The organism is Betaproteobacteria bacterium (genome assembly GCA_009377585.1).
Classification (GTDB): Bacteria; Pseudomonadota; Gammaproteobacteria; order Burkholderiales; family WYBJ01; genus WYBJ01.
In genome coordinates this window covers 12,012-34,922 of sequence record WHTS01000046.1, presented here as the reverse complement: position 1 = coordinate 34,922, position 22,911 = coordinate 12,012, and the positions used below count along the sequence as shown (strand labels likewise).

The 22,911-nt window shown below is 68.4% G+C and carries 22 protein-coding genes; 13 read left to right on the top strand and 9 right to left on the bottom strand.

All coding sequences use genetic code 11. The features are described from left to right. The first annotated feature begins 65 nt into the window (after nt 1–65). Genes GEV05_15670 through GEV05_15650 form a run of 5 tightly spaced genes read left to right on the top strand, consistent with a single transcriptional unit; the run spans nt 66 to nt 5,416 of the window. Nucleotides 66–968, top strand: coding sequence for a hypothetical protein (locus GEV05_15670; GenBank protein MPZ44806.1), 903 nt, complete (start codon nt 66–68; stop codon nt 966–968). Further along, entirely contained in the window at nt 965–2,731 is a 1,767-nt protein-coding gene (locus GEV05_15665; GenBank protein MPZ44805.1) for an ATP-binding cassette domain-containing protein, read from the top strand. Before GEV05_15670 ends, GEV05_15665 begins: the two co-directional genes overlap by 4 nt. Next, the gene (locus tag GEV05_15660) at nt 2,724–3,677 is read left to right on the top strand and encodes a hypothetical protein (protein MPZ44804.1); all 954 of its coding nucleotides are present in this window, start codon (nt 2,724–2,726) and stop codon (nt 3,675–3,677) included. Before GEV05_15665 ends, GEV05_15660 begins: the two co-directional genes overlap by 8 nt. Next, nucleotides 3,661–4,359, top strand: a complete 699-nt coding sequence (locus GEV05_15655) for a hypothetical protein (protein ID MPZ44803.1) — start codon at nt 3,661–3,663, stop codon at nt 4,357–4,359. The genes GEV05_15660 and GEV05_15655 overlap by 17 nt, the downstream gene beginning before the upstream one ends. Before the next feature lie 10 nt (nt 4,360–4,369). Then, nucleotides 4,370–5,416 carry a glycosyltransferase gene (locus tag GEV05_15650; protein ID MPZ44802.1) on the top strand — a complete coding sequence of 349 codons (1,047 nt, stop codon included), beginning with the start codon at nt 4,370–4,372 and terminating at the stop codon, nt 5,414–5,416. Here GEV05_15650 and GEV05_15645 read toward each other — a convergent pair. The 6 genes from GEV05_15645 to GEV05_15620 form a co-directional block, all read right to left on the bottom strand. Next, the gene (locus tag GEV05_15645; GenBank protein MPZ44801.1) at nt 5,341–6,366 is read right to left on the bottom strand and encodes a methyltransferase domain-containing protein; all 1,026 of its coding nucleotides are present in this window, start codon (nt 6,364–6,366) and stop codon (nt 5,341–5,343) included. The two genes, GEV05_15650 and GEV05_15645, sit on opposite strands and share 76 nt — an antisense overlap. Before the next feature lie 106 nt (nt 6,367–6,472). Next, nucleotides 6,473–7,516 carry a hypothetical protein gene (locus GEV05_15640; GenBank protein MPZ44800.1) on the bottom strand — a complete coding sequence of 348 codons (1,044 nt, stop codon included), beginning with the start codon at nt 7,514–7,516 and terminating at the stop codon, nt 6,473–6,475. A 108-nt stretch (nt 7,517–7,624) separates the two neighbouring features. After that, nucleotides 7,625–8,878 carry a glycosyltransferase gene (locus GEV05_15635; GenBank protein ID MPZ44799.1) on the bottom strand — a complete coding sequence of 418 codons (1,254 nt, stop codon included), beginning with the start codon at nt 8,876–8,878 and terminating at the stop codon, nt 7,625–7,627. Beyond that, nucleotides 8,875–10,644 (bottom strand): hypothetical protein, encoded by a 1,770-nt coding sequence (locus tag GEV05_15630; GenBank protein MPZ44798.1) that lies wholly within the window; start codon nt 10,642–10,644, stop codon nt 8,875–8,877. The genes GEV05_15635 and GEV05_15630 overlap by 4 nt, the downstream gene beginning before the upstream one ends. 466 nt (nt 10,645–11,110) lie before the next feature. Beyond that, the gene (locus GEV05_15625; GenBank protein MPZ44797.1) at nt 11,111–11,530 is read right to left on the bottom strand and encodes a hypothetical protein; all 420 of its coding nucleotides are present in this window, start codon (nt 11,528–11,530) and stop codon (nt 11,111–11,113) included. Further along, nucleotides 11,511–11,750 carry a ribbon-helix-helix protein, CopG family gene (locus GEV05_15620; protein MPZ44796.1) on the bottom strand — a complete coding sequence of 80 codons (240 nt, stop codon included), beginning with the start codon at nt 11,748–11,750 and terminating at the stop codon, nt 11,511–11,513. Before GEV05_15620 ends, GEV05_15625 begins: the two co-directional genes overlap by 20 nt. Before the next feature lie 254 nt (nt 11,751–12,004). Here GEV05_15620 and GEV05_15615 point away from each other — a divergent pair, with 254 nt between their 5' ends. Next, nucleotides 12,005–12,979, top strand: a complete 975-nt coding sequence (locus tag GEV05_15615) for an SDR family NAD(P)-dependent oxidoreductase (GenBank protein MPZ44795.1) — start codon at nt 12,005–12,007, stop codon at nt 12,977–12,979. Here GEV05_15615 and GEV05_15610 read toward each other — a convergent pair. Then, the gene (locus GEV05_15610; GenBank protein ID MPZ44794.1) at nt 12,976–13,848 is read right to left on the bottom strand and encodes a hypothetical protein; all 873 of its coding nucleotides are present in this window, start codon (nt 13,846–13,848) and stop codon (nt 12,976–12,978) included. The two genes, GEV05_15615 and GEV05_15610, sit on opposite strands and share 4 nt — an antisense overlap. Nucleotides 13,849–13,922: 74 nt before the next feature. Then, complete coding sequence (locus GEV05_15605) at nt 13,923–15,023, bottom strand: CDP-alcohol phosphatidyltransferase family protein (protein ID MPZ44793.1); 1,101 nt, start codon at nt 15,021–15,023, stop codon at nt 13,923–13,925. A 71-nt stretch (nt 15,024–15,094) separates the two neighbouring features. On the opposite strand from GEV05_15605, the gene GEV05_15600 reads away from it, so the two are divergent. The 7 genes from GEV05_15600 to GEV05_15570 are packed head-to-tail and all read left to right on the top strand — an operon-like array spanning nt 15,095 to nt 21,884. After that, complete coding sequence (locus GEV05_15600; protein ID MPZ44792.1) at nt 15,095–16,054, top strand: metallophosphoesterase; 960 nt, start codon at nt 15,095–15,097, stop codon at nt 16,052–16,054. A gap of 2 nt (nt 16,055–16,056) precedes the next feature. Further along, the gene (locus GEV05_15595) at nt 16,057–16,500 is read left to right on the top strand and encodes an HIT family protein (protein MPZ44791.1); all 444 of its coding nucleotides are present in this window, start codon (nt 16,057–16,059) and stop codon (nt 16,498–16,500) included. Between the two features lie 15 nt (nt 16,501–16,515). Continuing rightward, complete coding sequence (locus GEV05_15590) at nt 16,516–17,709, top strand: LptF/LptG family permease (protein ID MPZ44790.1); 1,194 nt, start codon at nt 16,516–16,518, stop codon at nt 17,707–17,709. Beyond that, the gene (locus GEV05_15585) at nt 17,706–18,773 is read left to right on the top strand and encodes an LptF/LptG family permease (GenBank protein ID MPZ44789.1); all 1,068 of its coding nucleotides are present in this window, start codon (nt 17,706–17,708) and stop codon (nt 18,771–18,773) included. The genes GEV05_15590 and GEV05_15585 overlap by 4 nt, the downstream gene beginning before the upstream one ends. Next, nucleotides 18,770–19,984, top strand: coding sequence for a hypothetical protein (locus GEV05_15580; GenBank protein MPZ44788.1), 1,215 nt, complete (start codon nt 18,770–18,772; stop codon nt 19,982–19,984). The genes GEV05_15585 and GEV05_15580 overlap by 4 nt, the downstream gene beginning before the upstream one ends. Further along, nucleotides 19,981–21,102: a dATP pyrophosphohydrolase gene (locus tag GEV05_15575; protein MPZ44787.1), complete on the top strand. Its 1,122-nt coding sequence runs from the start codon at nt 19,981–19,983 to the stop codon at nt 21,100–21,102. Before GEV05_15580 ends, GEV05_15575 begins: the two co-directional genes overlap by 4 nt. Further along, a complete protein-coding gene (locus GEV05_15570; protein ID MPZ44786.1) occupies nt 21,099–21,884 on the top strand; it encodes an NTP transferase domain-containing protein in 786 nt (261 codons plus the stop codon). The genes GEV05_15575 and GEV05_15570 overlap by 4 nt, the downstream gene beginning before the upstream one ends. On the opposite strand, the gene GEV05_15565 is transcribed toward GEV05_15570, so the two are convergent. Next, nucleotides 21,874–22,677, bottom strand: a complete 804-nt coding sequence (locus tag GEV05_15565) for an NTP transferase domain-containing protein (protein MPZ44785.1) — start codon at nt 22,675–22,677, stop codon at nt 21,874–21,876. The two genes, GEV05_15570 and GEV05_15565, sit on opposite strands and share 11 nt — an antisense overlap. Nucleotides 22,678–22,911 lie beyond the last annotated feature (234 nt).

Here is a 22,911-nt window from a genome sequence, read left to right as displayed (position 1 = left end):
CTCTCGCGCAGCGTGCGCCCTGCCTCCTCGTCAACCCGCGAAGTTTCAGCGCCTCGCGCGGCGGCATGGCGGAGCGAGCCGCGCAACTTGCCGGCGCACAGGGCATTGAAGTCATCCGCGCCACGGATTCCGCAGAAATCGCCGCCGCGATGGACCTTCTTCTCGACAGGAGGCAGCAGAAGATCTTTATCCTCTCGGGCGACGGAACCGTGCAGGCTGTGGTGGATCGGCTTGTTTCTCTGCCGGCCGACGTCCCGCAGCCGCAGTTGCTCGTCCTTGGTGGCGGGCGAAGCAACGTCACGGCGGGTGACCTCGGAGGACGCGGTGACGTGCTGTCGAAACTCGAAACGGCGTTGCAGCGTTGGCGCGACGGCGCCGCGCTCGGCGTCGAGGTTCGGCATGTGCTGCGGATCGAGCAGCCGCCGGCACCCGCAAGGCATGGCTTTTTCCTGGCAGCGGGGCTCGTCGACTATGCGATCCGCACCTGTCACAGCGACCGTGAGAAGGGCAGCGGGACGCTGCGCGCAGGAAGTGCGGCCACCCTCTGGAGTCTGCTGAAGCTGGTGCTGCCTGCCATGCTCGGCCAATACAAGCCGCCGCTCGACGATCTGCGCATTGAGGTGCCCGGCCGCAAAGTGCTGGCGAAGCCCGCGCGCTTGCTGATTGTCACCACGCTCCAAAAGCGCCAAGGACTTTTCAACCCGTATGCGGAGGAAGGGCTAGGCGCCCTGCGCTTCACTGCAGTCGGCGCTCGCGGCATGGGCTTCTGGGCCCGGCTGCCCTTGATAGTCACGGGCCGATTCACGCGAGACATGGACGTGAGGCACGGCTACCTGAGCGGGCGCTGCGATGCGCTGCGCGTGCTGCGGCTGTCGAGCTACACTCTGGACGGCGAAGAGTTCGACATCGATCCTGCCCGGCCGGTCACGATCCGCGCGGGATCGCGCCTGACCTTTCTGACGCTATGAGCGCTTTTCCCGCCGCAGCCCGCAGCCGTGGCACCATCGCGATGATCGGCGCCGTGCTGCGCCTGTATCCCGGCCGCAGCGCCGCCGGGCTGGGCGCGGTATTCCTCGCCGGCCTGCTCGACGGCCTCGGCCTGTCGATGCTGCTGTCCATGCTCTCGCTCGCAGCCGGAGACGTGCAAGCCGATCCCAGCCTGCCGCAGCGCATCGCGCTCGGCGTAACCGAGCTCCTGCACGTGCAGGCGACGCCGCTGAACCTGCTCGGGCTCGCTGTACTGCTGATCGCGTGCAAGGCGGCGCTCACGCTGGTCGCCAACCGACAGGTTGGATACACGGTGGCACGCATCGCCTCGGATCTGCGCCTGGCGCTGATCCGCGCCGTGATCAACGCCAACTGGCGCTACTACGTGCAGCAGTCGGTCGGGCGCCTGTCCGCATCGATCGGCTCCGAGGCCCAGCGCGCCGCAGAAGCCTTCCAGCACACCGCGCAGGTGCTGGCGCTCGCGCTCAACGCGCTCATCTATCTCGCCATCGCGCTGTCGATCTCCTTGCCGGCGGGTATCGCCTCGTTCGTTGCCGGCGCCGTGCTGCTGCTTGCGCTCAGCCGGCTGATCCGCAAGTCGCGGCGTGCAAGCCGGCACCAGACCGAGCTGTTCAAGTCTCTGCTCGGCGCGGTCGGCAGCCGCCTCGCAGCCGCCAAGCCACTCAAGGCGATGGCGCGCGAAAGCCACGTCGAGGCGTTGCTCTCCGATCTCACGCGCCAGTTGCGGCGCGCGCTGCGCCGGCAGGTGGTCGCCAAGGAGGCGCTGTCAGCCCTGCAGGAGCCGCTGCTCGCGATCATGGTTTGCATCGGGTTCTACCTCGGGCTGGTCGTGCTCGAAATGCCGATGGCGAGCCTGCTGGTGATGCTGTTCCTGCTCGCGCGGGTCGTGAACTACCTGTCCAAGAGCCAACGCGCCTTTCAGCAGGTCGCGATGCGCGAGAGCGCTTACTGGTCGATTGCCGCGGCGATCGATGCGGCGCGCGCGCAGCGCGAGAGCGCCGGCGGCTCGCAACGCGTCGAGCTCGAGCGCGAAATCCGCTTCGAGCGGGTGAGCTTCAGTTATGACGGTGTCACCATCTTGCAGGACCAGTCGTTCGTGTTGCCCGCGCGCGAGCTGACGGTTCTGGCGGGCCCCTCGGGCGCCGGCAAGACCACGGTGCTCGACCTCGTGACCGGGCTGCTGCAGCCCGACCGCGGCCGCATCCTGGTGGACGATGTGCCTCTGACCGAGATGGATCTTCGCGCCTGGCGCTGCCAGATCGGGTACGTGCCGCAGGAATCGGTGATGTTGAACGAATCGGTGGCGTACAACGTCACGCTCGGCGAACCGGTCCCGGAAGAGGAGCTGACAGCGGCGCTGCGCGCAGCCGATGCGCTCGAGTTCGTCGAGGCGATGGCGGAAGGCGTGCACACGTGCATCGGCGAAGGCGGCTCGCGCCTTTCCGGCGGACAGCGCCAACGCCTGGCGATCGCCCGGGCGCTCATCCACAAGCCGCGTCTGCTGATCCTCGACGAAGCCACCAGCAACCTGGATCCCGAAGCGCAGGCAATCGTGCTCGAGACGCTATGCCACCTCAAGGGCAAGCTGACGATGCTCGCGGTCGCGCACCAGGAGCGTCTGATGCAGATCGCCGACCGTCTCTACCGCGTGGAAGGTCGCGAGATACGCACGTCCGTGCCGGCGGCGCCCGCGCCTGCCGCGCGCGCATTCCGGCATGGCTGAGCCCATGCGATGGCTGCGCCGCGGCGGGCGAGTCTGCCTTTTCGTCGCACTCCGGGTCCTCGCCCGCGCGACCGGGTTCCGCCATGCGCCCGCGCTGGCGAAACTGCTCGGCGAGCTCGAATACCGTGTGGCCTGGCGCCGGCGGCGGCGCTGCGCGCGCGACATGGCGCTCGCCCTGGGCCGGTCGGTCGGCGATCCCTGGGTCGAGGCGCAACTGCGACGCGCCCATCACGCGAATGCCCAGACGACGCTCGAAATCCTGGCGATGCTCGATCGCCGCCAGGACGAGCGCGCGCTCGCCTCGCGGCTTGCGCTCGAAGGCATGGAGAATCTGCAGAGCGCGCGTGCCGAGGGCCGCGGCGCGATCCTGCTCGGCACGCACGCCGGAAACGGCATATTGCTCGTGGTGCGTCTCGCGGCGGCAGGCTGGCCGGTGAGTGTCGTGTATCGGCAGTCGCGCATGGCGCCGGCGGGATTTTTCGCGCACGGCCTGGCCCGATACGACATCGAGGGCATCCTCGCGAACGAGGGTTTGCACGCCTACAGTCGGATGCTGGCAGCGGTGAAGCGCGGGCGCCTCGTGTTCGTCACCATCGACCAAGGCGTGAGAAGCCCGCAGGACGGGATCGTCGTGCGCTTTCTCGGCAAGGACATGGCGGTGGCTGCGGGACCCGCACTGCTCTCCCGCCACACGCGGGCACCGGTGCTGCCGATTCTCGCCACGGGATACGACGGCGCCTGGCGCTTTCGCATCGAGCCGCCGCTGCCGCCCGCCTGCGGGCCGCTTGCAACCGACGTCGAGCGCCTGGCACGTGCTTCCGAGCGGCAGGCGCTGCGCCATCCCGAGCTGTGGAGCTGGCATCACCGTCGCTGGCACAAGTACCCGCCGGCGCGTGCGACAATGCCGGTCTGGAAGGAGGAAGGTGACCATGCAGTACCTCGATGAATCGACCCTGAGCCGCCTCGATCCTCAGGCGTTCCGCAACCAGCGCCCGTACCCGTGGTGCAATCTCGCCGGCGTGCTGCGCGAGGAAGCCTTCCAGCGGCTGCGGGAGGCGCTGCCGCCGCTCGCGATGTTCCAGGAACTCTTCGGCAAGGCGCGCCGCTACGGCCAGCAGAGCCACGACCGTTACGCCCTGGAGTATCAGCCGGGCCTGGCCCTGCCGCCGAGCTGGCAGTCTTTCATCGACGAATTGCAGGGGCCGGTCTACCAGACCTGGCTTGCGCGTGCGATGGGAACCGATGGCTTCGAGCTGCGGTTCCACTGGCACTACACGCCGGCCAGCGCGTCGGTCTCGCCCCACTGCGACGCGAAACGCAAATTGGGCTCGCACATCTTCTACTTCAATACCGCAGACGATTGGGATCCGGCCTGGGGCGGCGAAACCGTCATCCTCGACGACGGCGGCCGCTTCAGTCCGCACTCGGCGCCTGCCTTCGAAGACTTCGCGTCGGTCGAGCCGTCCGAAACACTCGGCAATCGCAGTCTTCTGTTCGTACGCAACGGCAACTCCTGGCACGGCGTACGCGAGATCCGGTGCCCGCCGGAAACGCTGCGCAAAGTGTTCATCGTCGTCATCGAGCGCGCCACGCTCGCTACGCGCCTGCGCAAGCTCCTCGCCGCCTGAAGCAAGACCGATGGCCGGCGCTCCGAAGGTCAGCGTATTCATTCCGGTTTACAACCGCAGCCGCTATCTGTGCGTCGCGGTGAACAGCATCCTGGCGCAGGCTTTCACGGATTTCGAGCTGCTGCTGGTCGACGACGGCTCCACCGACGGCAGTCTCGCACTGCTCGAGCGCTACGCTGCACGCGACCCGCGCGTGCGGGTCGAGTCCAACGGCGCCAATCTCGGCATCCCGCGCACGCGCAACCGGGGATTGGAGCTCGCCCGCGGCGAATACATCGCGCTGCTGGACAGCGACGACTACGCCTATCCCGGACGCCTGGAAAGCCAGGTCCGCTTCCTCGATGCCCACCGCGACCACGTGCAGGTGGGAAGCTGGGGAAGCTTCATGGACGAACAAGGCCGGCTCGCGCGCCGCGTGCGCCGCCAGCCGATCGCCGCACCGGATGTCGACGCCGAGCTCCTGTTCCGCTGCTGCCTTTCCAACCGCTCGATCATGGCGCGCACGGCGGTGCTGCAAACGTATCGGTATGGTGAAGATTTCCCGCGCTGCCAGGACTATGACATGCACGTGCGGCTTGCCGAACGCCATTCGATGGCGAACCTTGCGACCATCCTCGTGTGCGGCCGCCAGCATGCCGGGCGCTACACGGGCCTCACCCAAGACCTCGGGCGCGAACGCAAGATGGCGATCAACCGCGCGCAACTCGAGGCGCTCGGCCTGTCGCCCAGCGAGGCGGACCTGGAGCAGCACTACCTGCTCTCGCGCGGCGGCCTGGCCGAGCGCGAGTATCTGCAGTGGGCCGAGGCGTGGCTCGGCGACCTGCTCGCAGCCAATCGGCAAGTCGGCCGCTACCGGCAAGCCTCGCTCACGCGCGCGGTGGGCAAGCGCTGGTTCGTCCTTTGCAAGCAGGCCGGGCGGGCGATGGGCCCCTGGGCCGCAGCGCGTATGCTCGCTTCGCCGCTTCTGCGCATGGCGGCGCCCTATGTCGACTGGCGCACGCTGCGACCTGCGTTGACGCCGTCGCTCGCCCTCGACCCTTCCGCACCCGCATCCTGACAGAAAAAAGCGCCCGGCTCGCTGCTGCGCTTTTCCGTCAACACCGCGCAGGCCTTGAGGAAGCGCTCCTGCGGGAAATCGCTGAACGCGAGCGTCGGAACGAGCCCATGGCGCGGCAGATCGGCGATTCTGCCGCGCAGGTAGTCGCGCCCGAGCACGTACAGCCGCTCCCAGCCGCTGTCGTTGACGTCGCGAAACGGCTCGATGCCGAAGTAATGGCGGTGCGTGACCCGCGCGACTTCGGCCAGCGCGCGTTCACGCACGCGCTCCATCTGTTCCAGTGCGAGCACCGTGTAGACCAGGTCGAAGCTGGCCTCGGGAAACGTCAGTGCGGTAGCGTCGCCCTGGCGGAAGTCGATGCGGCGAAACGCCGTCAGGTCCTGCAACGGCTCGGGCGCGAAGGCAACCAGGTGTTCCGGAAGCCGCTCGAGCTGCTGCAACTTGCGTGCGGCGCCGTGGCCCTCGCCGGTCAGCTCGACGCCGGTGAACGCAATCTGCGGAAACCGGCACGCCAGCAGGATCAGGTGAATGCCGAGCCCGCATCCCACCTCGAGCACGCTGCGCGGCTGCAGCCGCTCGATCAGCCGCACCAGCACGAGCTGCCGGAAACGCGCGGCGCCGAAATCGTTCGCGAGCAGGCGCTCCTCGCCCCAGTGCCAGGGACGGTAGCGCGCGGGCGGGTTGGCCGGATCGTAGCTGCCGTAGCCGACGCGCCATACTTGCGTGTACTCGTCGATGATCGAAGCGGGCCGGCGCTGATGCCGCGGCAGCCAGCCCAGCGTCATGCGACGAAAATTCCGCCGCAGGATGTTCTTCTTGCGCTTGCGCACGATGGCGTCCCACTCGGCATCGTCGCCCTCGATGCGCCGCTTCACGAATGGCGCCATGACCCGCATGATGTCGTTCCGGGACAATTGCAGGTCCGCCTCGGACAGGCTACTGAAATGCATCGTACCTTGTGCTCCCTTGGGAAGCCGGGCTTGCGCGCCGGATCGGCCAAAAACCACTCATGAAGCTTTCATCCCGGCGCGGGTCGGCCCGGTGAAAATTTCCGGGCTAGCTCAGCCGCTGCACTCCGAGCCGATCGAGCGTGCGTACGTACCAGGCATCGTCGCCGCGTCCCGCGAGCTCGAGCGCCGAAAACGCATGAGCATGCGGCACCAGCCAGCGCGCGGTCAGGAGGGTCGTCCCGGCGTCGCCGATCACGCGGCTGAGCCGGGCGCCGCTGGCGAGATAGACGAGCTCCGCCGGGATCGCCGCGGGCAGCAGGCGGGCGCCCAACGCCGCCGCGCCGAGGAAGTCCTCCCGTTCGCGCGGATGATACTTCACGATGCAGTCGCGGCCTGCCTGCCGCGCCGCTCGGATCTCCTCACGCAACCCCCCCCGCAGCCGTTCGCGCGCCTGCGCCGTTCGGGTGCGCGCCGGGGCATACAGCTCGTCACAGACAAGCGCATCGTGCGAAACGCCGTAGTGCGCCAGGAACCGGCCGATCCAGCTCGAAGCAAGCAGATCCGGCAACGCCGTTGGCTGCAGCGACCACACCGGCTTGCGCTGCAGCTCGGGACGTACGAGCGTGGCGTGCAGGGCGAGGCAGGTCTGTACGTGGCGGCTGCTGCCGCTCGCGGTCACGTTCTGGATCCACGGACCGAAGCGCACGACCCGCTGCCAATGCAGCCGCCATGGCGCAGCGGCGCTCTGCGAGGAATAGGCGGCGCCGCCATCCTCCGCGCAGAAAGTGAGCGCGCCGCGCGCGCGCGCGCGCCGGCAGAGCAGCTGCAGCTCGGGCGTCAGATCGGTGAAAACGAATACGCGCTCGACGCGAACACGGTCATCGAGCTGTGCAAGCCAGCGGCCGAGCGCGCGTTCCCGCGCGGGCTTGCGGCCGTCGACCTCGGGCAGCGGCATGGTGGCGGCAAACGGACTGTCGGCTGCCTGTGCGAGCGGCTCGCACAGCGCGGCCATCTGCTCACGGCGTGCATTCACGACCAGCAGGCTCGGCCCGGCGAAGCGTGCATCGCGCGCGATCAGGCAGGCCAGTATGACGTGGTAGCAGGTGGAAGCGACGATGAGGTTTGAGAAGCGGCCGGCGGACGACGACAAGATGAATGGCCTCTATATCGGTGCATCGTAGCACGCGCTGTGACAGCGCCCGCAAGCGCGGCCAGGTGCGAACGAACCGGCATCGATCCATGTCGGCTGCATGCCGCATCAACTTTCGGTTGTGGTCGCCGGCAGCAGCCCGTCCAGCAGTTCGAGATACCGCTGCGCACTTCGTTCCAGCGTGAACGCTTCGCTGCGCCGGCGCAGCATGTCGGCGGCCGGCGGTTGGTCGAGCGTGCGGGCCATGGCTTGCGCCAGAGCCACGGCATCGCCTGCGGGGACGAGCGTACCGTAGCGCCCGTGCTCCAGGATTTCGGCCGGACCACTCGGGCAATCGGTGCTCACCACCGGGCAGCCGCAGGCCAGTGCCTCGATGAGGACCGTCGGCAGCCCTTCCCAGTCGGACGAAAGCACGAAAAGCGACGCGCGCGAGTACGCGGCATAGGGGTTCGCCACATGCCCCGGAAGCGCGACGTCGGCAGCGATGCCGAGCTCGTGCGCAGCCGCTTCCAACCGGGACCGCTCGCGCCCTTCGCCCAGGATCAGGAGGCGGGCCGGACGCTGGGCCCTAAGCCGTGCGAAGGCGCGTTGCAGCAGCGCAAAGTTCTTCTGCGGGGCAAGGCGGCCGGCGGCCACCACGACCGGTGGATCAGCGCGTGCCTCGAGCCACGGATGCGGCGGCGGCTCGGCCGCGCGCGCGGCGAGCGCCGGCGTAACGACGGGATTGTAGATCGTCGTCAAGCGCGATCGCGGCAATCGGGCGGTGCGGGCGAGATCGTCCGCGACGCCATCCGAAACACAGACGATGGCGTCGGCCTCTGCGTAGGTGCGCCCGACCAGCGGCGCAATGTATCGCCAGCGCCACTTGTGATTCCGGGCTATCGATTGCGACAGCTGCGTGTGCTCCGCGACGACGACGCGCGTGTGAGCCTTGCTCCAGCGGCGCGCCCACAGGGCGAGCAGGTTGGTCGGCGTCTTGGCCGAAAGCAGGACGTCGGGTCGAACACGATCGAGGTAGCGGGCCAGGTCGCAGAGATACGGCTGCACCGGGGCGGGACGCCAGGCAAGCAATGCCGGGCGCGCCAATTCGGCCGCGCCGCGCGGGTCGAGTCGCAGAAGCCGCGCGCGGGCGACGAGCGGGCTCTCGCGCCGCAACGCCACCACGTTCACTGCGTCAGGCACCGACTCGATGTACGGTCCTTCTGCCTTGCAGAGCACGAGATCCACCGCATGCCCGGCATTGCGGAAGGCGCCCGCGAGGTGGAGTACCGAACGGGCCACGCCGCCTGCAGCCAGGGAAGGAAGCAACAGCGCGATTGTTCTTGGCTGCGTTGCGAGCGCCGGAGCCTCGAGCCGCGTCATGGCGCCGCAGCTCGGCCGCTCGAGAGCAGGCGCCGCACCGCGGCCACGGTGCGATCGAGATCTTCCGAGGCCACCCGCTGCATCGACGATGACGGCTCGCCGAGCGGCTGCGCCAGGCCTGCCCAACGTAGCGCCGCGTGCAGCGCGCCGAGGTCGCGGCGCGGCCGCAGCACGCCGGCAGCGAGCAGCTTGTCGAGCCACCGCTCGACGCGGTCCTGCTGCTTCGGCGTGCCGCGCTCGCCGAGGCGGTTTCGCCGGCGTGCGAGCAGCCGTAGCGCGAGCTCGGAGACGCGTCGACGTTTCTTCGGCCAAGGCAAGGCGACGTAATGCACGGGACGGCCGGACGCGCACGCCTCGGCAAGCATCGAAGCGCTATCGCCGGTGACGATCAGCTCGTCGGCTCGTGCCAGGAATAGCGGGTAGGGGTTTTCGGGATCGTGCGCGCGCCAACGGTAGCGCGCACCCGGAATGGCGGATTGGGCGAGCAGGATGTCCGCCGCTGCGGCGGGCGTTCGGGGGCTCGTGGCGACGAGGAGCGACCCGCCCCGCGTCTTCGCCAGCGCTTCGGCCTGTTCGCGCAGCCGCCGGGCGGCCGCTTCGTTCAGCTCGCTCGATGAACTGTTGCCGCCGACGAGCAGACCGATCCACGGGCGCGGCAGCGGCTCGAGTCGCGACAGCCATGCCGCAGCGGCACGTTCGCTCCACCCTGGAAGCGTGCGGTTGAGCGGCAGCACGTTGTGCAAGACGTTCGCGCGCCCGGGCAGGCCGTACTGCGGCGTTGTCACCACGAGATCGAAGGCATCGAGCGGCGCTTGCGGCCGCCCGAGCTGCACCAGGCGCGCCATGCCCCCCGAGCGGCGCCGAATCCAGCGCGCCACGGGCGCACTGTAGCGTCCGCACGCAAGCACGAGATCGGGCCATGGCGGACTCAGTTCCTCGGAGCGACGTCGATCCAGCCGCGCGAGCGAGGCGCCCTGCAACCACATGGGCAGGATGAGGCGCCGCCGCTTGAATACGAGCCTGCGCGTCTCGAAAGGCGAGCCGAGCGCTTCGGCGAGCGCGAGCAGCTGACGGTTGTCGCCTTCGTGCCGGCCGAGCAGCACCCATACGCGCGGCGCGCCCTGCGGCGGCCGGTACTCGAAGCAGCGCGAGCCGCCGGGCTCGATGAGCTCGAGCTCCCATGCCACGCCGGGCCGGCGCTCGGCGGCTTCGGCGAGGCCCTCGCGCCACCACTGCGCCGCATCCGTCAGCCGCGGCGGAGCCGACCGATCGGCTGGCGCGGCCACCTGCCGCAAGTCGACGCGCAGCCGTACGGAGCGCCGTGCCGCGGCAAACAGCCCTTCGAGAAACCATGCCCGGTCCACTGGCGGCAGCAACTCGAGGTACCCCAGGACGGCAACCGTCTCCGCGGGGGCTGCAGGTAGCAGCGGTGCCCGCCGCTCGGCGAGAAGCCGGCGATAGGCGCCGCTCGGCCGCTCGCGCGTGAACGGCTGGTAACGCTGCGCGTCGGCTTCACGCTCGAGCTGCAGCCAAAGCGCGCCCAGCGGATGCGGATGGTAGGAGTATTGCTCGGGGGTCGGCCGCCACGGCTGCAAGTGCAGCGTCGTGTAGTGAAGTAGCCTCGACTCGCCCGGACGGTACTCAAGATCGCGCGCATTCCAGCCGCCGTCGAGCGCCCCCCAAAGACCGGGCTCTGCGGCAGGTGCATCAACCAGATCGCGCTTACCGCCGGCCTGCGCGGACAGAAGGTTCCACCAGCGCAGCATGCGCGCGCAATCCATGACCATCACGGAGGTGTCGTTGGCCGCAACCGCCCGATAGCCGCAGCCCTGCAAGTCGAGATCGAACAACGCCGCCGGGTCGGCGAGATAGATCTGGTCGACGTCGTTGTAGATGGCGTGGCCGTGTCCGCCCGCGAGCTCCGGAATTGCGAACCGGTACTGGGTGAAGCCGGTGCGCCAGGTCCTGCGGTCGAATCCGGGCAGGTCCTTCATGAGATAGACCTGGTATACGCGCGCCGGGTCGCGGTGCTTGTGCACCGTGTAGAGAAAGACCCGCTCGGCGCGCTGCTGCGCCTCCTCGGTGCCGAGGAAGATGCGCACCGGCGGCTTGCCGCTCGGGATCGCCCCCGGCGCGACGCCGAAGGTCAGGCACTCGATCGCGAGCGCCTCGGCCGTCTGCAGCGCTGAGGCCGCACTGTGATTTCGCAAGGTAGCTGACATCGACGGCGCGTCACATGATGGTAAAGGCGCGCCCGTCCGGCAATCGGTAGCGAGAGAAATCAGCAACGTCAACGGTCATGACGTCCGTAACGTCCGTTTCGATTGCCAGCCAATAGAGGGATGCGTCCGCCAGATCCATCTCCCGTTTGCTGCGTGTGGCGTAACGCTTCATCCAACCCACCATATCCCCGAGGTGATACGGTTCGAACGGGTACACCAGAGTGCCTCCTGTTTCGATCCAGGTAAGCATTTCGTAGCGTTGCGGGGTATCGAGCAGATAAGCGGCCTCGACGACACAGGGCCAAGTGGTGAGGAGCCGCAGTCCTTGCGGCGCCAGGTTCTCGATGATCCGATCGAAGCGCTTGTGATGCCGATCATCGACCGCGAAGAGCGCGATCATCGGCCCCGCATCAATCAGCACGCTTCGCACGAAGCTTCGCCTTCATCCTTGCAGAGACGTTCTCGGACGCTCTCGGATCGCCCATGGGCCTGAGGCTACGCGTGGCCTTGAGCAGGGTGTATGGGTTCTTCACCCCGAGCACACGCTCCAGCGCATCTTTCACGAAATCCGACTTCGTCATACCCAGCCGCTTGGCTTCCTGATCCACTCGAGCCTCCAACGCCGGGTCCAACCTCACCGACAGCGCCATTGCAACCTCCGTATGCACGTATTACAAGCACACAGTACGCAATCCAGAGAGCCTTTGCAAGGTGATAGCGCGACGGGGGAAGCTCCTGCACTACCTCTTCGGAGGCACACCAGTTGAAGCGACCTCGTAGCTTCCGGCGAGTGACCTGAGGGATCCGGTGATCTCGGGGACGGGCGCAACGCAACCGAGCGATAGTAATATGCGCCACAACAACAGGCCAACGGCATCCTGCATCGAAACCCATTTGTGCCTCAATGATTTCGACTGAACCGGCCAGCCCCGACGCGCCGCTTGCGGCGGTGACGGGCGCGACGGGTTTCATCGGCCGCCATCTCGTGTCCGCGCTCGCGCAGGCCGGGTGGCGGGTGCGGGTGCTTGTCCGGCGCGAGCCGCGCATACCGGATTGGCGCGGGCTCAGCCCCGAAGTCGTGCCCGGCACGCTAGCCGATGCGGCGGCGCTCGAGCGCCTGGTCGAAGGCGCGGACGCGGTGATCCATGCCGCGGGCCTCATCAAGGCCGCAAGGCGGCGCGAGTTCTTCGAGGTCAACGGCGCGGCGAGCGCCTCGCTTGCCGGCATCGCACGGCGGCTCGCGCCGCAGGGCCATTTCGTCCTCGTCTCGACGCTCGCCGCACGCGAGCCGGGCATCTCGGACTACGCCGCGAGCAAGCGCGCCGGCGAAGACGCCGTGCGCGAAATCCTCGGATCTCGTGTCACGGTGCTGCGCCCGGCGGCCGTATACGGTCCCGCCGATCCGGAGACGCTGCGATTCTTCCAACTTGCGCGTCACCGCATCGTGGCGCTGCCGGCACCGCCGCAGGCGCGGGTGGCGCTCATTCACGTGCAGGATCTCGCACGGCTCATCGTGAAGATGGCGGCATCCGAGCCGCAGGGCGAGGTGCTGTCAGCGGCGGACGCGCAGCCGGCAGGCTACGGTTGGGCCGAGATTCTCGGCATGGCCGCGCGCACCGTCGGCAATCCGCATGCGCGGCTCGTACGGGCGCCGCGGGCGCTGCTGCACACCGTCGCATGGGCTGGCGATGTCGGGCGGCTGCTCGGCTCGGCGACGATGCTGAACTCGCACAAGCTGCGCGAAATTTCCCACCTCGACTGGTCCGTGTCGCCCGCGGAGCAGGCGAGGCCGGCGGGCTGGACCCCCCGCTTCGAGATCGAGTCCGGATTCGCCGACACCGTGGCCTGGTACCGCGCGGCCGGCTGGCTGCCCCGCTAGCGAAGCAGGCCGCGGCGGCGCAGCCGGTAATACACGCCCGGGGCGGCGAGCAGCGGAAAGCGCCGTTCCCACGGCGCGACGGGAAGGCGCACGCCCGAATGGCGTTCGACTTTCCATACGACGTAGTCCAGCGCTCGGTCGAAGGTGAACGCCGCCTTCAGGAGCCGCAGCACATTGAGCGGGCGCCCGAAGCGGCGCCGAAGCGTCCATTTTCGCAGCGCACCGGCGCGGGCGCGCAGCGTAAGGATCGGACGCAGCTCACCCGCATGCTCTTCGTACGCGACGCCGGCGGCCTGCCACGAAGCCGGGAGCAGGCGCGCATAGCGCCCGCGCGCGCGCGCAACGACCGCGTCGCTGCGGCTCGCCGACTCCACTCGCAGCTCGAGCTCGTAGGTGCGTGCATAGAGTGCATTCCAGTACGCAACGGCTTCGCCACGCCCGGGACCCAGCACGGCGGCCCAGTATCCGGCCGCCATCGCCGCGCTGCAGACGGCGCCGAGCACCTCGGTGCGGTCCGCATCGCTGCGCGCGTAGATGCAAGCGCACGGCTGCGAGAAGCGCGTCCATAGCGTGGTGTCGAGCGAGCGCGCGGCCATTGCGCGGCGAAACTGCGCAGTTGTCATGACTGCGTACTTCGCCCGCAACATGCGCCCTTCGATTGTCTCCTCCGCATAGCCTACATTCGGCGGCAGCACGCGATTGGAAGCGGCGGCAAAGCGGCTTTGCGGCCAGGCGCCGGCGCGATCGACCAGCAGATAGAAGTCGAACAGCGTATCGAGCGCTTGCTCGCGCAGCGCCGACCCATAGAAGAGCACGGCAGCGACCCCCGCGGGCGCGCGCGCGGCAAGCCGCTCGGCGAACACCGTGATCTCACGAGGAACCGCGGCTCGAAGCTCCGGTTCGATCAGCGCCGCGAGCGCCGGGTGCGGCGGCGAATCAGCCCTCAGGGCGCGAGCCACGAGCGCAGCGGCCGCTGGCGGCGCACCCATGCCGCCTGCGTGAGGCGCACCGTATGAATGAGCAGCGAGAGCATCGTCCAGACTGCAACGGCCACGATGCCGATATCCGGCCGTCCCGCGACGGCCGCCACGGTGAGAATGACGAGGTTCGGATTGCGCCGGGCCGTGATCAGGCGGAAGCGGCTATCGAATCGCTGCCAGGTGTGCATGTCCATGCGAAACCACGCGATGAACACCCCTTCCTCCAGCCGCTGCAATACGTAACCCGCCACAAGTGCCGTGAGAACCGGCGAAGGGTCCGCCAGCTGCCAGCCGGCGGCCGGCAGCCCCACCATCCACGTCCACCACCAGAACGGCGGATGGATGAGATCGATGCCATGATCGAAGACGTCGCCGAAGCGCGTCGACTGCAGCGTGACGCGAGCGAGCTTGCCGTCGACCGTATCGAGGAATGTCATCGCCCAGGCGGCGACCAGTCCGAGGCCGTAGCGGCCGGTCCAGAACAGCCACATCGCGGCCAGGACGAGCAGGAGACTTGCGAACGTGACCTGGTTGGGCGTGATGCGGTGGCGCGCACAGAAGCGCGTCGCCGCCCGCGCGGGCGCGGGCCAGAGGTAGAGCGTGACCGCATCCGTCACGCCTTTGTAGGCGCCACCGAAGACGCGGCGCTCGACTGCCGGCAGCGTCTCGGACGTAAGCGGCATGAGGTAGGGCAGCTCGCGCTTGCGCAGCTTGTCGTCGTAGCCGCTGGCGACCTCGGCCACACTCACGGCGCGCACGCCCGGCGGAACGCCGTAGGCGGCGAGCGTTGTTGCGGTCTCGTCGCGCCGCTCGGCACGGATGCTCACCCCCACGCACTTGCCGCCGTCCGCGACGAGCGCGCAGTCTTCATGCGCCGCGACCAGGCCGCGCACGATCGCCTGGTCGTAGACCCAGTCGGCTCGCAGCGACACGACGCGGTCCGCAAAGGACTCGCCGGCGCCGGCGCCGGCGCGCTCGAGCTGACGGCGCAGCCGCAGCGCCGAAGGCAAACCCCAGATGCGCAGCGGCGATTCGCCGACGACGTGTCCGGACACCTCGCTCATGGCTGGCGACGGCGCGCTTCGCGCGCAATGTATGGCACAATCATCCCGCTTCGCAAAGGCCCGCATTATCGATGAAAACGATCACCGTTGCGCACGTCTCCGACCTGCACCTGCCGTTCGAGCCGAAGCTCGGGCTGGCGCAGCGGCTGTCGAAGCGCCAATTGAGCGCCTGGGCCTGGCGGCGCCGGCGCAACATCCAAAGCGAAACGATCCTGGCCGCGCTTGCCGCAGAGCTGCGCGCAGCCGACCTCGACCATATGGTGATTACCGGCGATCTCGTCAATTTCGCCCTGCCGGAGGAGTTCGCGCGTGCGGCTGCGTGGCTGCAAGCGCTCGCCCCCGCAGATCGCATCAGCGTCGTGCCCGGTAATCACGACGCGCTGGTCCGCGTCGCCGAGTCCGAAGGGCTGGGCCGCTGGTCCGCATGGACCAGCACGGACGGCAACTGGCCCTTCGTTCATCGGCGGGAAGGATTGGCGCTGATCGGCCTCAATTCGGCGCGGCCGACCGCGCCCCTGCTCGCCCGCGGACGCATCGGCGCAGACCAGCTTGCCCGGCTGGAGGCCGTGCTGAACGAGGAAGCGCGCACCGGTCGCATCCGCGTCGTGGCTGTGCATCACCCGGTGGCAAGTGGCGCGGTGAGCTGGCGCCGCGCGCTCGCCGACCGTGCCGAGCTGGGCGCCGTGCTGCAGCGCGCGGGCGCCGAGCTCGTACTGCACGGCCACGCGCACAATGCCCGTCTCGATGCGCTGCCGGGGCCCCATGGAATGCGCGGCATGATTCCGTGCCTGTGCGTGCCGTCGTCCTCTGCGCTGCCCAACGCGAAGGACGAGGCCGCGCGCTGGCATCGGCTAAGTTTGTCGCCCGCCGGCCGGGCCGAGGTCGCCATACGGCAATGGTCGGCAGCCGAGGGGCGCTTCGTCGATGCCGGCGGCTACGAGCTCTGCCTTCCCCGCCGCATGACGGACGCGAGTCCCGTCCCGGCTTTCATCGATCGCACCTCGATGCGGCTCGCACGAACGGCGACCTGACGATGGCAAACGCGACCGAGATCAAGTTCGGCGACCCGGCGAACCGCATCGCACAGAGCGAGCGCTGGAGCGTGCTGCTGCGGCCCAGGCAACCCACGCTCGGGTCGCTCGTGCTGGTATGCCGCGAGCCGGTGCTCGCCTTCTCCGATTTGAGCCCCGAAGCCTTCGCCGAACTGCGCGACGTGGTGCGCAAGGTAGAGCACATGCTGCGCGATTACACGGCGTACGAACGCATCAATTACCTGATGCTGATGATGGTGGACCCCGACGTGCACTTTCATGTCATACCGCGCTATCCGGGCAAGCGCAGCTTCATGGGCATGGAATTTCCGGATGTGGGCTGGCCGGGGCCGCCCGCGCTCGAGCCCGCGGTGAACCTGGATGATGCGGCCCGCGACGCGCTGGTCGGAGAGCTGCGCCAAGCCTGGCACCGAGCCGCCGCGTAGGCGTCGAGGTCTTAGTTGAGCCTCAGGGTCGCGTACCGGCTGGACTTCTACATGCTGCGGGCGCTTGCGGCCCCGCTCGCCTTCGTTCTCGGCGCCATCCTGATCGCTCAGCTGCTCGAGCGCTTGCTGCGGCTATTCGATCTGGTCGCGGCTACCGGGGCTCCGGTCTCGTCGGTATTCACGATGGCGGCCCAGCTCGTGCCGCACTACCTCGGCGTCGCGCTGCCGGCGGCGTTCACCGTGGCCATGTTCCTGGCGCTGGCCCGGCTGAGCGACGACAGCGAGCTCGACATCGTGCTCGCCTCGGGCCGCTCGCTGATGCGCGTCGCGGTGCCGTACTTCGCGCTCTCGATCGCGCTCGCCGCATTCAGTCTCTACCTCTTCGGTCATCTGCAGCCGCTCAGCCGCTACGCCTACCGCGCTTCCGTGCACGAGGCCCTGCACGCCCGATGGGACGCCCGTGTGGAAGAGAATCGGTTCGGCGACGCCGGGCGCGGCTTCGTGTTCCACGCCGAGTCGGTAGCCCCCGACAAGCGGAGCCTGCAAGGCGTCTTCGTACACCGCCGCGTCGGCAACGGGGAGGAAGTCACGACGGCGCCTCGCGGGCGGCTCGTTCCAGCCGCCGACGGGCGCCTGCTGCTCGAGCTCGAAGACGGCCAGATGATGCGGGAGTACGAGCCAGGCAAGGCCTGGTTCGGACGCTTCGTGAAAGCCGTCATCAACGCGGATTTCAGTCCTGCCCCACCGCCGTTTCGCGCGCGGGGCAATTCCGTGCGCGAGCTGACGCTGCCCGAGCTCTGGGCAGGGATGCACGACCGCGACACGACCGACTTGTCGCCGCAGCGCCTCGCCGGAGAATTCCACGGCCGTCTGGCACGATCGTTCGTACTGCCCCTGCTGCCGCTTCTCGCCATCCCGCTCGGCATGGCGGCAAAGCGCGGCCGGCGTGCGCTGGGCGCGGTATTCACTGCGCTCGCCCTGCTCGTGCTGAACCACAGTTTGCAGTTCGGCGAAAGCCTGGCGGAAAGCGGCCGCGCCGACGCGGCGCTGGCGGTCTGGACGCCGCTGATCGTGTTCGCGGCCCTTTGCCTGTGGCTGTTCCGGGGTAGCCTCGCCTGGCCGGGCGATAATCCGCTCACCCGTGCGGAGAGCCGCCTGAGGGAGACGTTGCAGCGCTTGCGCCGCCGCGCACCCGGAAGGCAGCGATGACAGGCGCGCTTGCGGCCTATCTGCGCCGGCGCGTCGCCGTCCACACGCTCATGCTGACCGGGTTTTTCATCGCGCTCATGCAGGTGCTCGAGTTGATGGACATGACCACCGACGTGCTGGACCGCGACCTGGGCATCGGGGGCCTCGCCTACTATGCCGCGCTGCGATCGCCGAGCCAGGTCGTGGTGGCGCTGCCGCTGGCGGCGTTGCTCGGCGCCATGTGGGCGTTCCACGACCTCGCGCGAAACCACGAAATGGTCGCGATCCGGACCGCGGGGGTCAATCTGAAGCAGATCGTGGCGTACCTGCTTCCCGTCCCGCTGGTCGTGGCGGCGGCGTATGTCGTGTTGTCGCAGGGCGTGGTGCCGGAGGCGGAGGCCGCGCTCCAGTCGTGGTGGGTCGCCACGGCGCCGCACGACGATTCGCCGCGGTCGAGCTGGATCCGCACGAGCGCAGGACCGGTCTCCTACCTGGCCGCGTCGCCCGACGGCGAGCGCCTCACCGGCGTGCGCATCTACATTCTTGGCGAAGACGCCTTGCTTTCCGAGCGGATTTCCGCCCAAACGGCGCACTGGCAGCAAGGCGCCTGGCATCTCGAAGACGTCGAGCGCTTGGATACGCCCGGCGGGCAGGCGCCAGCCCGCAACGAGCCCGTGCGGACATGGACGACCAATCTCAGCCCGGACGACGTGCGGCTCGCCGACATCGCGCGCCCGAAGCTCTCCAGCGTCATGCTGCTCGACGTCATCGGCGGCGAACGCGCCGCCAGTCAACCGCTCAGCTACTACCAGACCGCGCTCTTTCGCTCATTCGTGGCACCACTCGCCCCTTTCATCATGCTGCTGCTCGCATTGCCGGCGGCGCGCGGCCTGCCTCGACGCAGCGACGGCGGTGGGGCTCTGCTGCTCGTGCTCGGGCTCGGCCTCGCCTTCCTGCTCTGTGACGGCTTCATGGGGGCGCTCGGGACCAGCGGGCGCGTGCCCGCTGCCGTCGCCGCGCTCGCCGCGCCGTTGCTGTTCTCGGCCATCGGCCTGCTGCAACTACATTTTTCCGAGGGAAGATGAATCTCTGGATCGAGACCGGCAATCTCTCACGCGCCCAAGCATTGTTCGGCGTGCCGCCGCTCGAGCGCCTGCGCCGCAGCGTCGGCCGCTTGGCGCCCGGCGACACGGTGACGCTGTCCGGAGCGGGGGCCGCGGACGCTTCATGGGCCGGTGCGCAAATCGATCCGGACGCATCGCCGTTGGGAACACGCCTGCGACGCGCACTCGTCGAAGCGGCCGGCCCGCTCGTCGTGCTGGATGGATCGCACGTCACCGACCCGCGCCTCATCCGTTTTCTTGCCTCGTCGGGCCCCTGCGTCGCTTCGCGCGGCGAAGGTGCGCAGCGCGCCACGGCCCTGCGCCTGGATCGCTCGCACGCCGATGCGATACCGCCCGACGCGACCAGCCTGCAAGCGGTGGCCGACGCGCTGCTCGCCTCGGGGCGCATCGCGCCGCTGGACGAGCGCACGTTTCCCGCTTACATCGACAAGCTGCGGCGCTCGCTGCCTTGGTGGCAATACGCGGTCGAAGACCGCGCCACGCGCAGCCGGCTCGAAAGGCGGCTTTTCTGGGACAACTACAAGGGCTCGACCGACCTTCTGACGCGCTGGGTGTATCCGCCGCTGGTGTGGCCGCTGGTGCGGCTGTGCACGGCCTTGCGGATTCATCCCAATGTGCTGACAGCGCTGTCGGTGGTGCTCGCGTTCGCGGCCGTTCCGCTTTGGGCAGGCGGGCATTGGCTCGCCGGTTTCGCCTGCGCCTACGCGATGAGCATCCTGGACAGCGTCGACGGCAAGGTGGCGCGCCTGACCTTTACCGATTCCAAGATAGGCAATGTGCTCGATCACGGGCTGGATCAAGTGCACCCGCCCTTCTGGTATTTCGCCTGGGCCTGGGGTCTGGGCGCGCACACAGCGAGCGATCCACTGTACGTGGCTGCGATTTGGCTCATCGTTTTCTACATCGCCGACCGGCTGGTGCTCGCCGTGGCCAAGCGCAGGATAGGTTTCGCGCTGCATGCCGCGACACGCCTCGACACGCTCGCCCGCTCCGTGATTGCACGGCGCAACATCACCATGACCATCATGGCGCTCGCGCTTCTCATCGGCGCGGGCAACGCGGGATTGATCCTCGTGACTGCCTGGCAGGGGCTTACGTTCGCATGGCACACGGTACGCACCGTCTGGCTCGGATTCCTGTCTCCTCGTCCTGCGCGGCCCAAGCCGCGATGAGCGGAGTCTCCGTCGTCCCCGTACGCACGCGCGCGGAGCTCGATCGCTTCATCCGGCTACCCCAACGTCTCTACGCCAACGATCCCTGCTTCGTTGCGCCGCTGCACCTCGAGCGCAGTCAGGCACTTTCGCCGCGCAAGAATCCGTACTTCCAGCACGCTGAAGCGCAATTCTTCCTGGCGCAACGCGCAGGCCGCGACGTGGGGCGCATCAGCGCCCAGGTCGACCGGCTCGCGCCGGACACAGAGGGACATTTCGGTTTGGTGGCGGCCGAGGACGACGCCGGGATATTCAGCGGGCTGTTCGCGGCGGCGGAGGCGTGGCTGTGCGCGCGCGGGCGCCGGCGCGCGCTCGGCCCGTTCAATCTGTCCATCAACGAGGAAAGCGGGCTGCTCGTCGATGGCTTCGGAACGCCGCCGATGATGATGATGGCGCACGACCCGCCGTACGCGGCGCAGCGCCTGGAGGCCTGCGGCTACGTCAAGGCCAAGGACACGATCGCGTATCTGTACGACATCGAGCACGATCTGCCGCCGGCCGCGCGCCGGCTCATCGACACGCGAACGCCCGCGACGCTCGAGGTGCGCGGCCTCGATGCGGCCCGTTACATGCAGGAATTCGACCTCGTCACGAACATCTTCAACGTGGCCTGGTCCGCCAACTGGGGCTTCATTCCGTTCACCGAGGCCGAGATCCGGCACATGGCGAAGGAGCTCAAACCCCTGATCGCCCCGAGCTGCGTCGCGATCGCGCAGATGCATGGAAATCCGGTCGGATTCGGCGTGCTGCTGCCCAACCTGAACGAGGCGATCACCGGCTTCGAGGGCCGCCTGCTGCCGTTCAACTGGCTGCGCCTGCTCCTTCGCCTCAAGCGCGGGACCCGCAGCGCGCGCGTGCCGCTGATGGGTATCCGCCCGGAATATCAGGGCGGCGTGCTCGGCGGACTGATCGCGTTCCTCATCATCGACCGGCTGCGAAACGGCGCCCGGGCGCGCGGCGTGAAACAGGTCGAGCTCTCCTGGATCCTGGAGGACAACTGGCCTATGCGGCGGGTCATCGAATCGCTCGGCGCAACTGCGTACAAAACTTACCGGCTCTACGAGAAGGCGCTCGCTTGAAGGCGGCCGATGGTCTGAACGCCCTCGTGCTCGCGGCCAGCCGACCGGGCGGGGATGCCCTCGCAAGGCACGCGGGCGTGAGCCACAAGGCGCTGATCGAGGTCGACGGCCGCAGCATGATCGAACGCGTCGTGGCCGCGCTCGCCGCCGTGCCCGAGGTAGGGCGCATCCTGATTGCGATCGATAGACCCGAGGTGTTGTCGGCGCTTTCCGGATTGCGTGCGCCGCAGTGTCCGAAGCCGATCATCACCGTGCCGGCCGCGGAGAGCCCGAGCGCGAGCGTTGCCGCCGTGCTCGAGCGCGAGGGCACGCCGCTCATCGCCACCACCGCGGATCATGCGCTCCTCATGCCGCAGTGGCTGCAGGCGTTCATCGACGCCTGCCCGCCCGAGGCCGATGTGGTCGCCGCGCTGGCGCGCAAGAACGCGGTGCTTGCCTGCGCGCCCGGCACGCAGCGCACCTACCTTCGCTTTGCCGACGGCGAGTTTTCCGGCTGCAATCTTTTTTTCTTCCAGCGCCCGGCCGCCGCGCGCGTGGTGCATCTATGGCGCGAGATCGAGGCGCATCGCAAGTCGCCGCTCAAGATGATGCTGCGGCTGGGGATAGGAACGGCGCTGCGCTACCGGATCGGACAGTTGCGCCTCGGGGATGCGCTGGCGCGGCTGGAGGCGCTTTGCGGTGCTCAGGTTCGCGTCGTGGAACTGGCGGACGGCCGCGCGGCCATCGATGTCGACAAGCCTGCCGACCTCGAGCTCGTACGCTCGCTCGCCGCTAACCTCTGAGCCCGGCGAAACTCGGCTCGCCCTCGTCGGGCAGCGGACGCTGGGCAATCCAGGCGGCAGTGAGTGCGCGGCAGCGCACGAGGTCCGCGGAAAAGTCGAGCTCCGCCCACTGCAGCTTCTCGATCGATTCCACCCGCACGTCCACCTCCGCCTTCGCCAGGCGATCGATGGCCGAGAGATACCAGAGCTTCGCGCCCTCCGCAGTGCGCATGATGCGTTCCAGCTCTACGACGAACCGGGCCGCACCCGCGGCATCGAAGCGCAGGAAGCCGATCGACTCGCCCGTGACCTCGGCGGCGGGCAACGTCTTGCCGATGGCGGCCAGGCGCCCGCCCTGCTCGCACACTTTCATGTCATCGGCATCGTAGCTCGGCTTGCGGTCGATCGTGACCGTGATTGCGGCCCCCGGCGCTGCCAGCAGGCGGCGTGCGATTTCCGGCTCGAACAGGGTGTCACCGTTCAGGATCAGGCAGGCACCGGCGAGCTCGGTACGCGCCATCCAGCAACTCGCGAGATTGTCGGCGAGCTTGTAGAAGGGATTGAAAAGCGTGCGTACCTGCAGCGACCGGGGAGCCCGGTTCTCGATCTCGCGCTGCACGAGATCGTCGCGAAAGCCGGTGACGACCACGGCCTCGCGCACGCCCGCTTCGGCCAGACCGTGCAGCTGCCACTCGAGCATGCTGCGTCCGTTGAGCGGCAGCAGACACTTCGGGATGTGCTCGGTATGAGGAAGAAGCCGGCTGCCCTGGCCGGCGCTGAGGATGACGGCTTTATGTGCGCTGCGCGAGGCCATTCTGCCTGGTCAATGGCTTTGGTGATTGCGGAATCGGCGGAAAACCGGTCTTGCAGGACCTCGTGCCCAGTTACTCTTGTTCGCGCATGCCGCGGAACACGGAGCGATATCCGGCCTGTTCGAGTCGGGTAATTTCGCCTAGTTTAAGTCAGACGGAGGAGAAATGTCTCGCAGCAAAGTGATGCGTTCGCCGGCCAGCATCGAACGCATGCGCGCCATGGCGGTGGACATCGT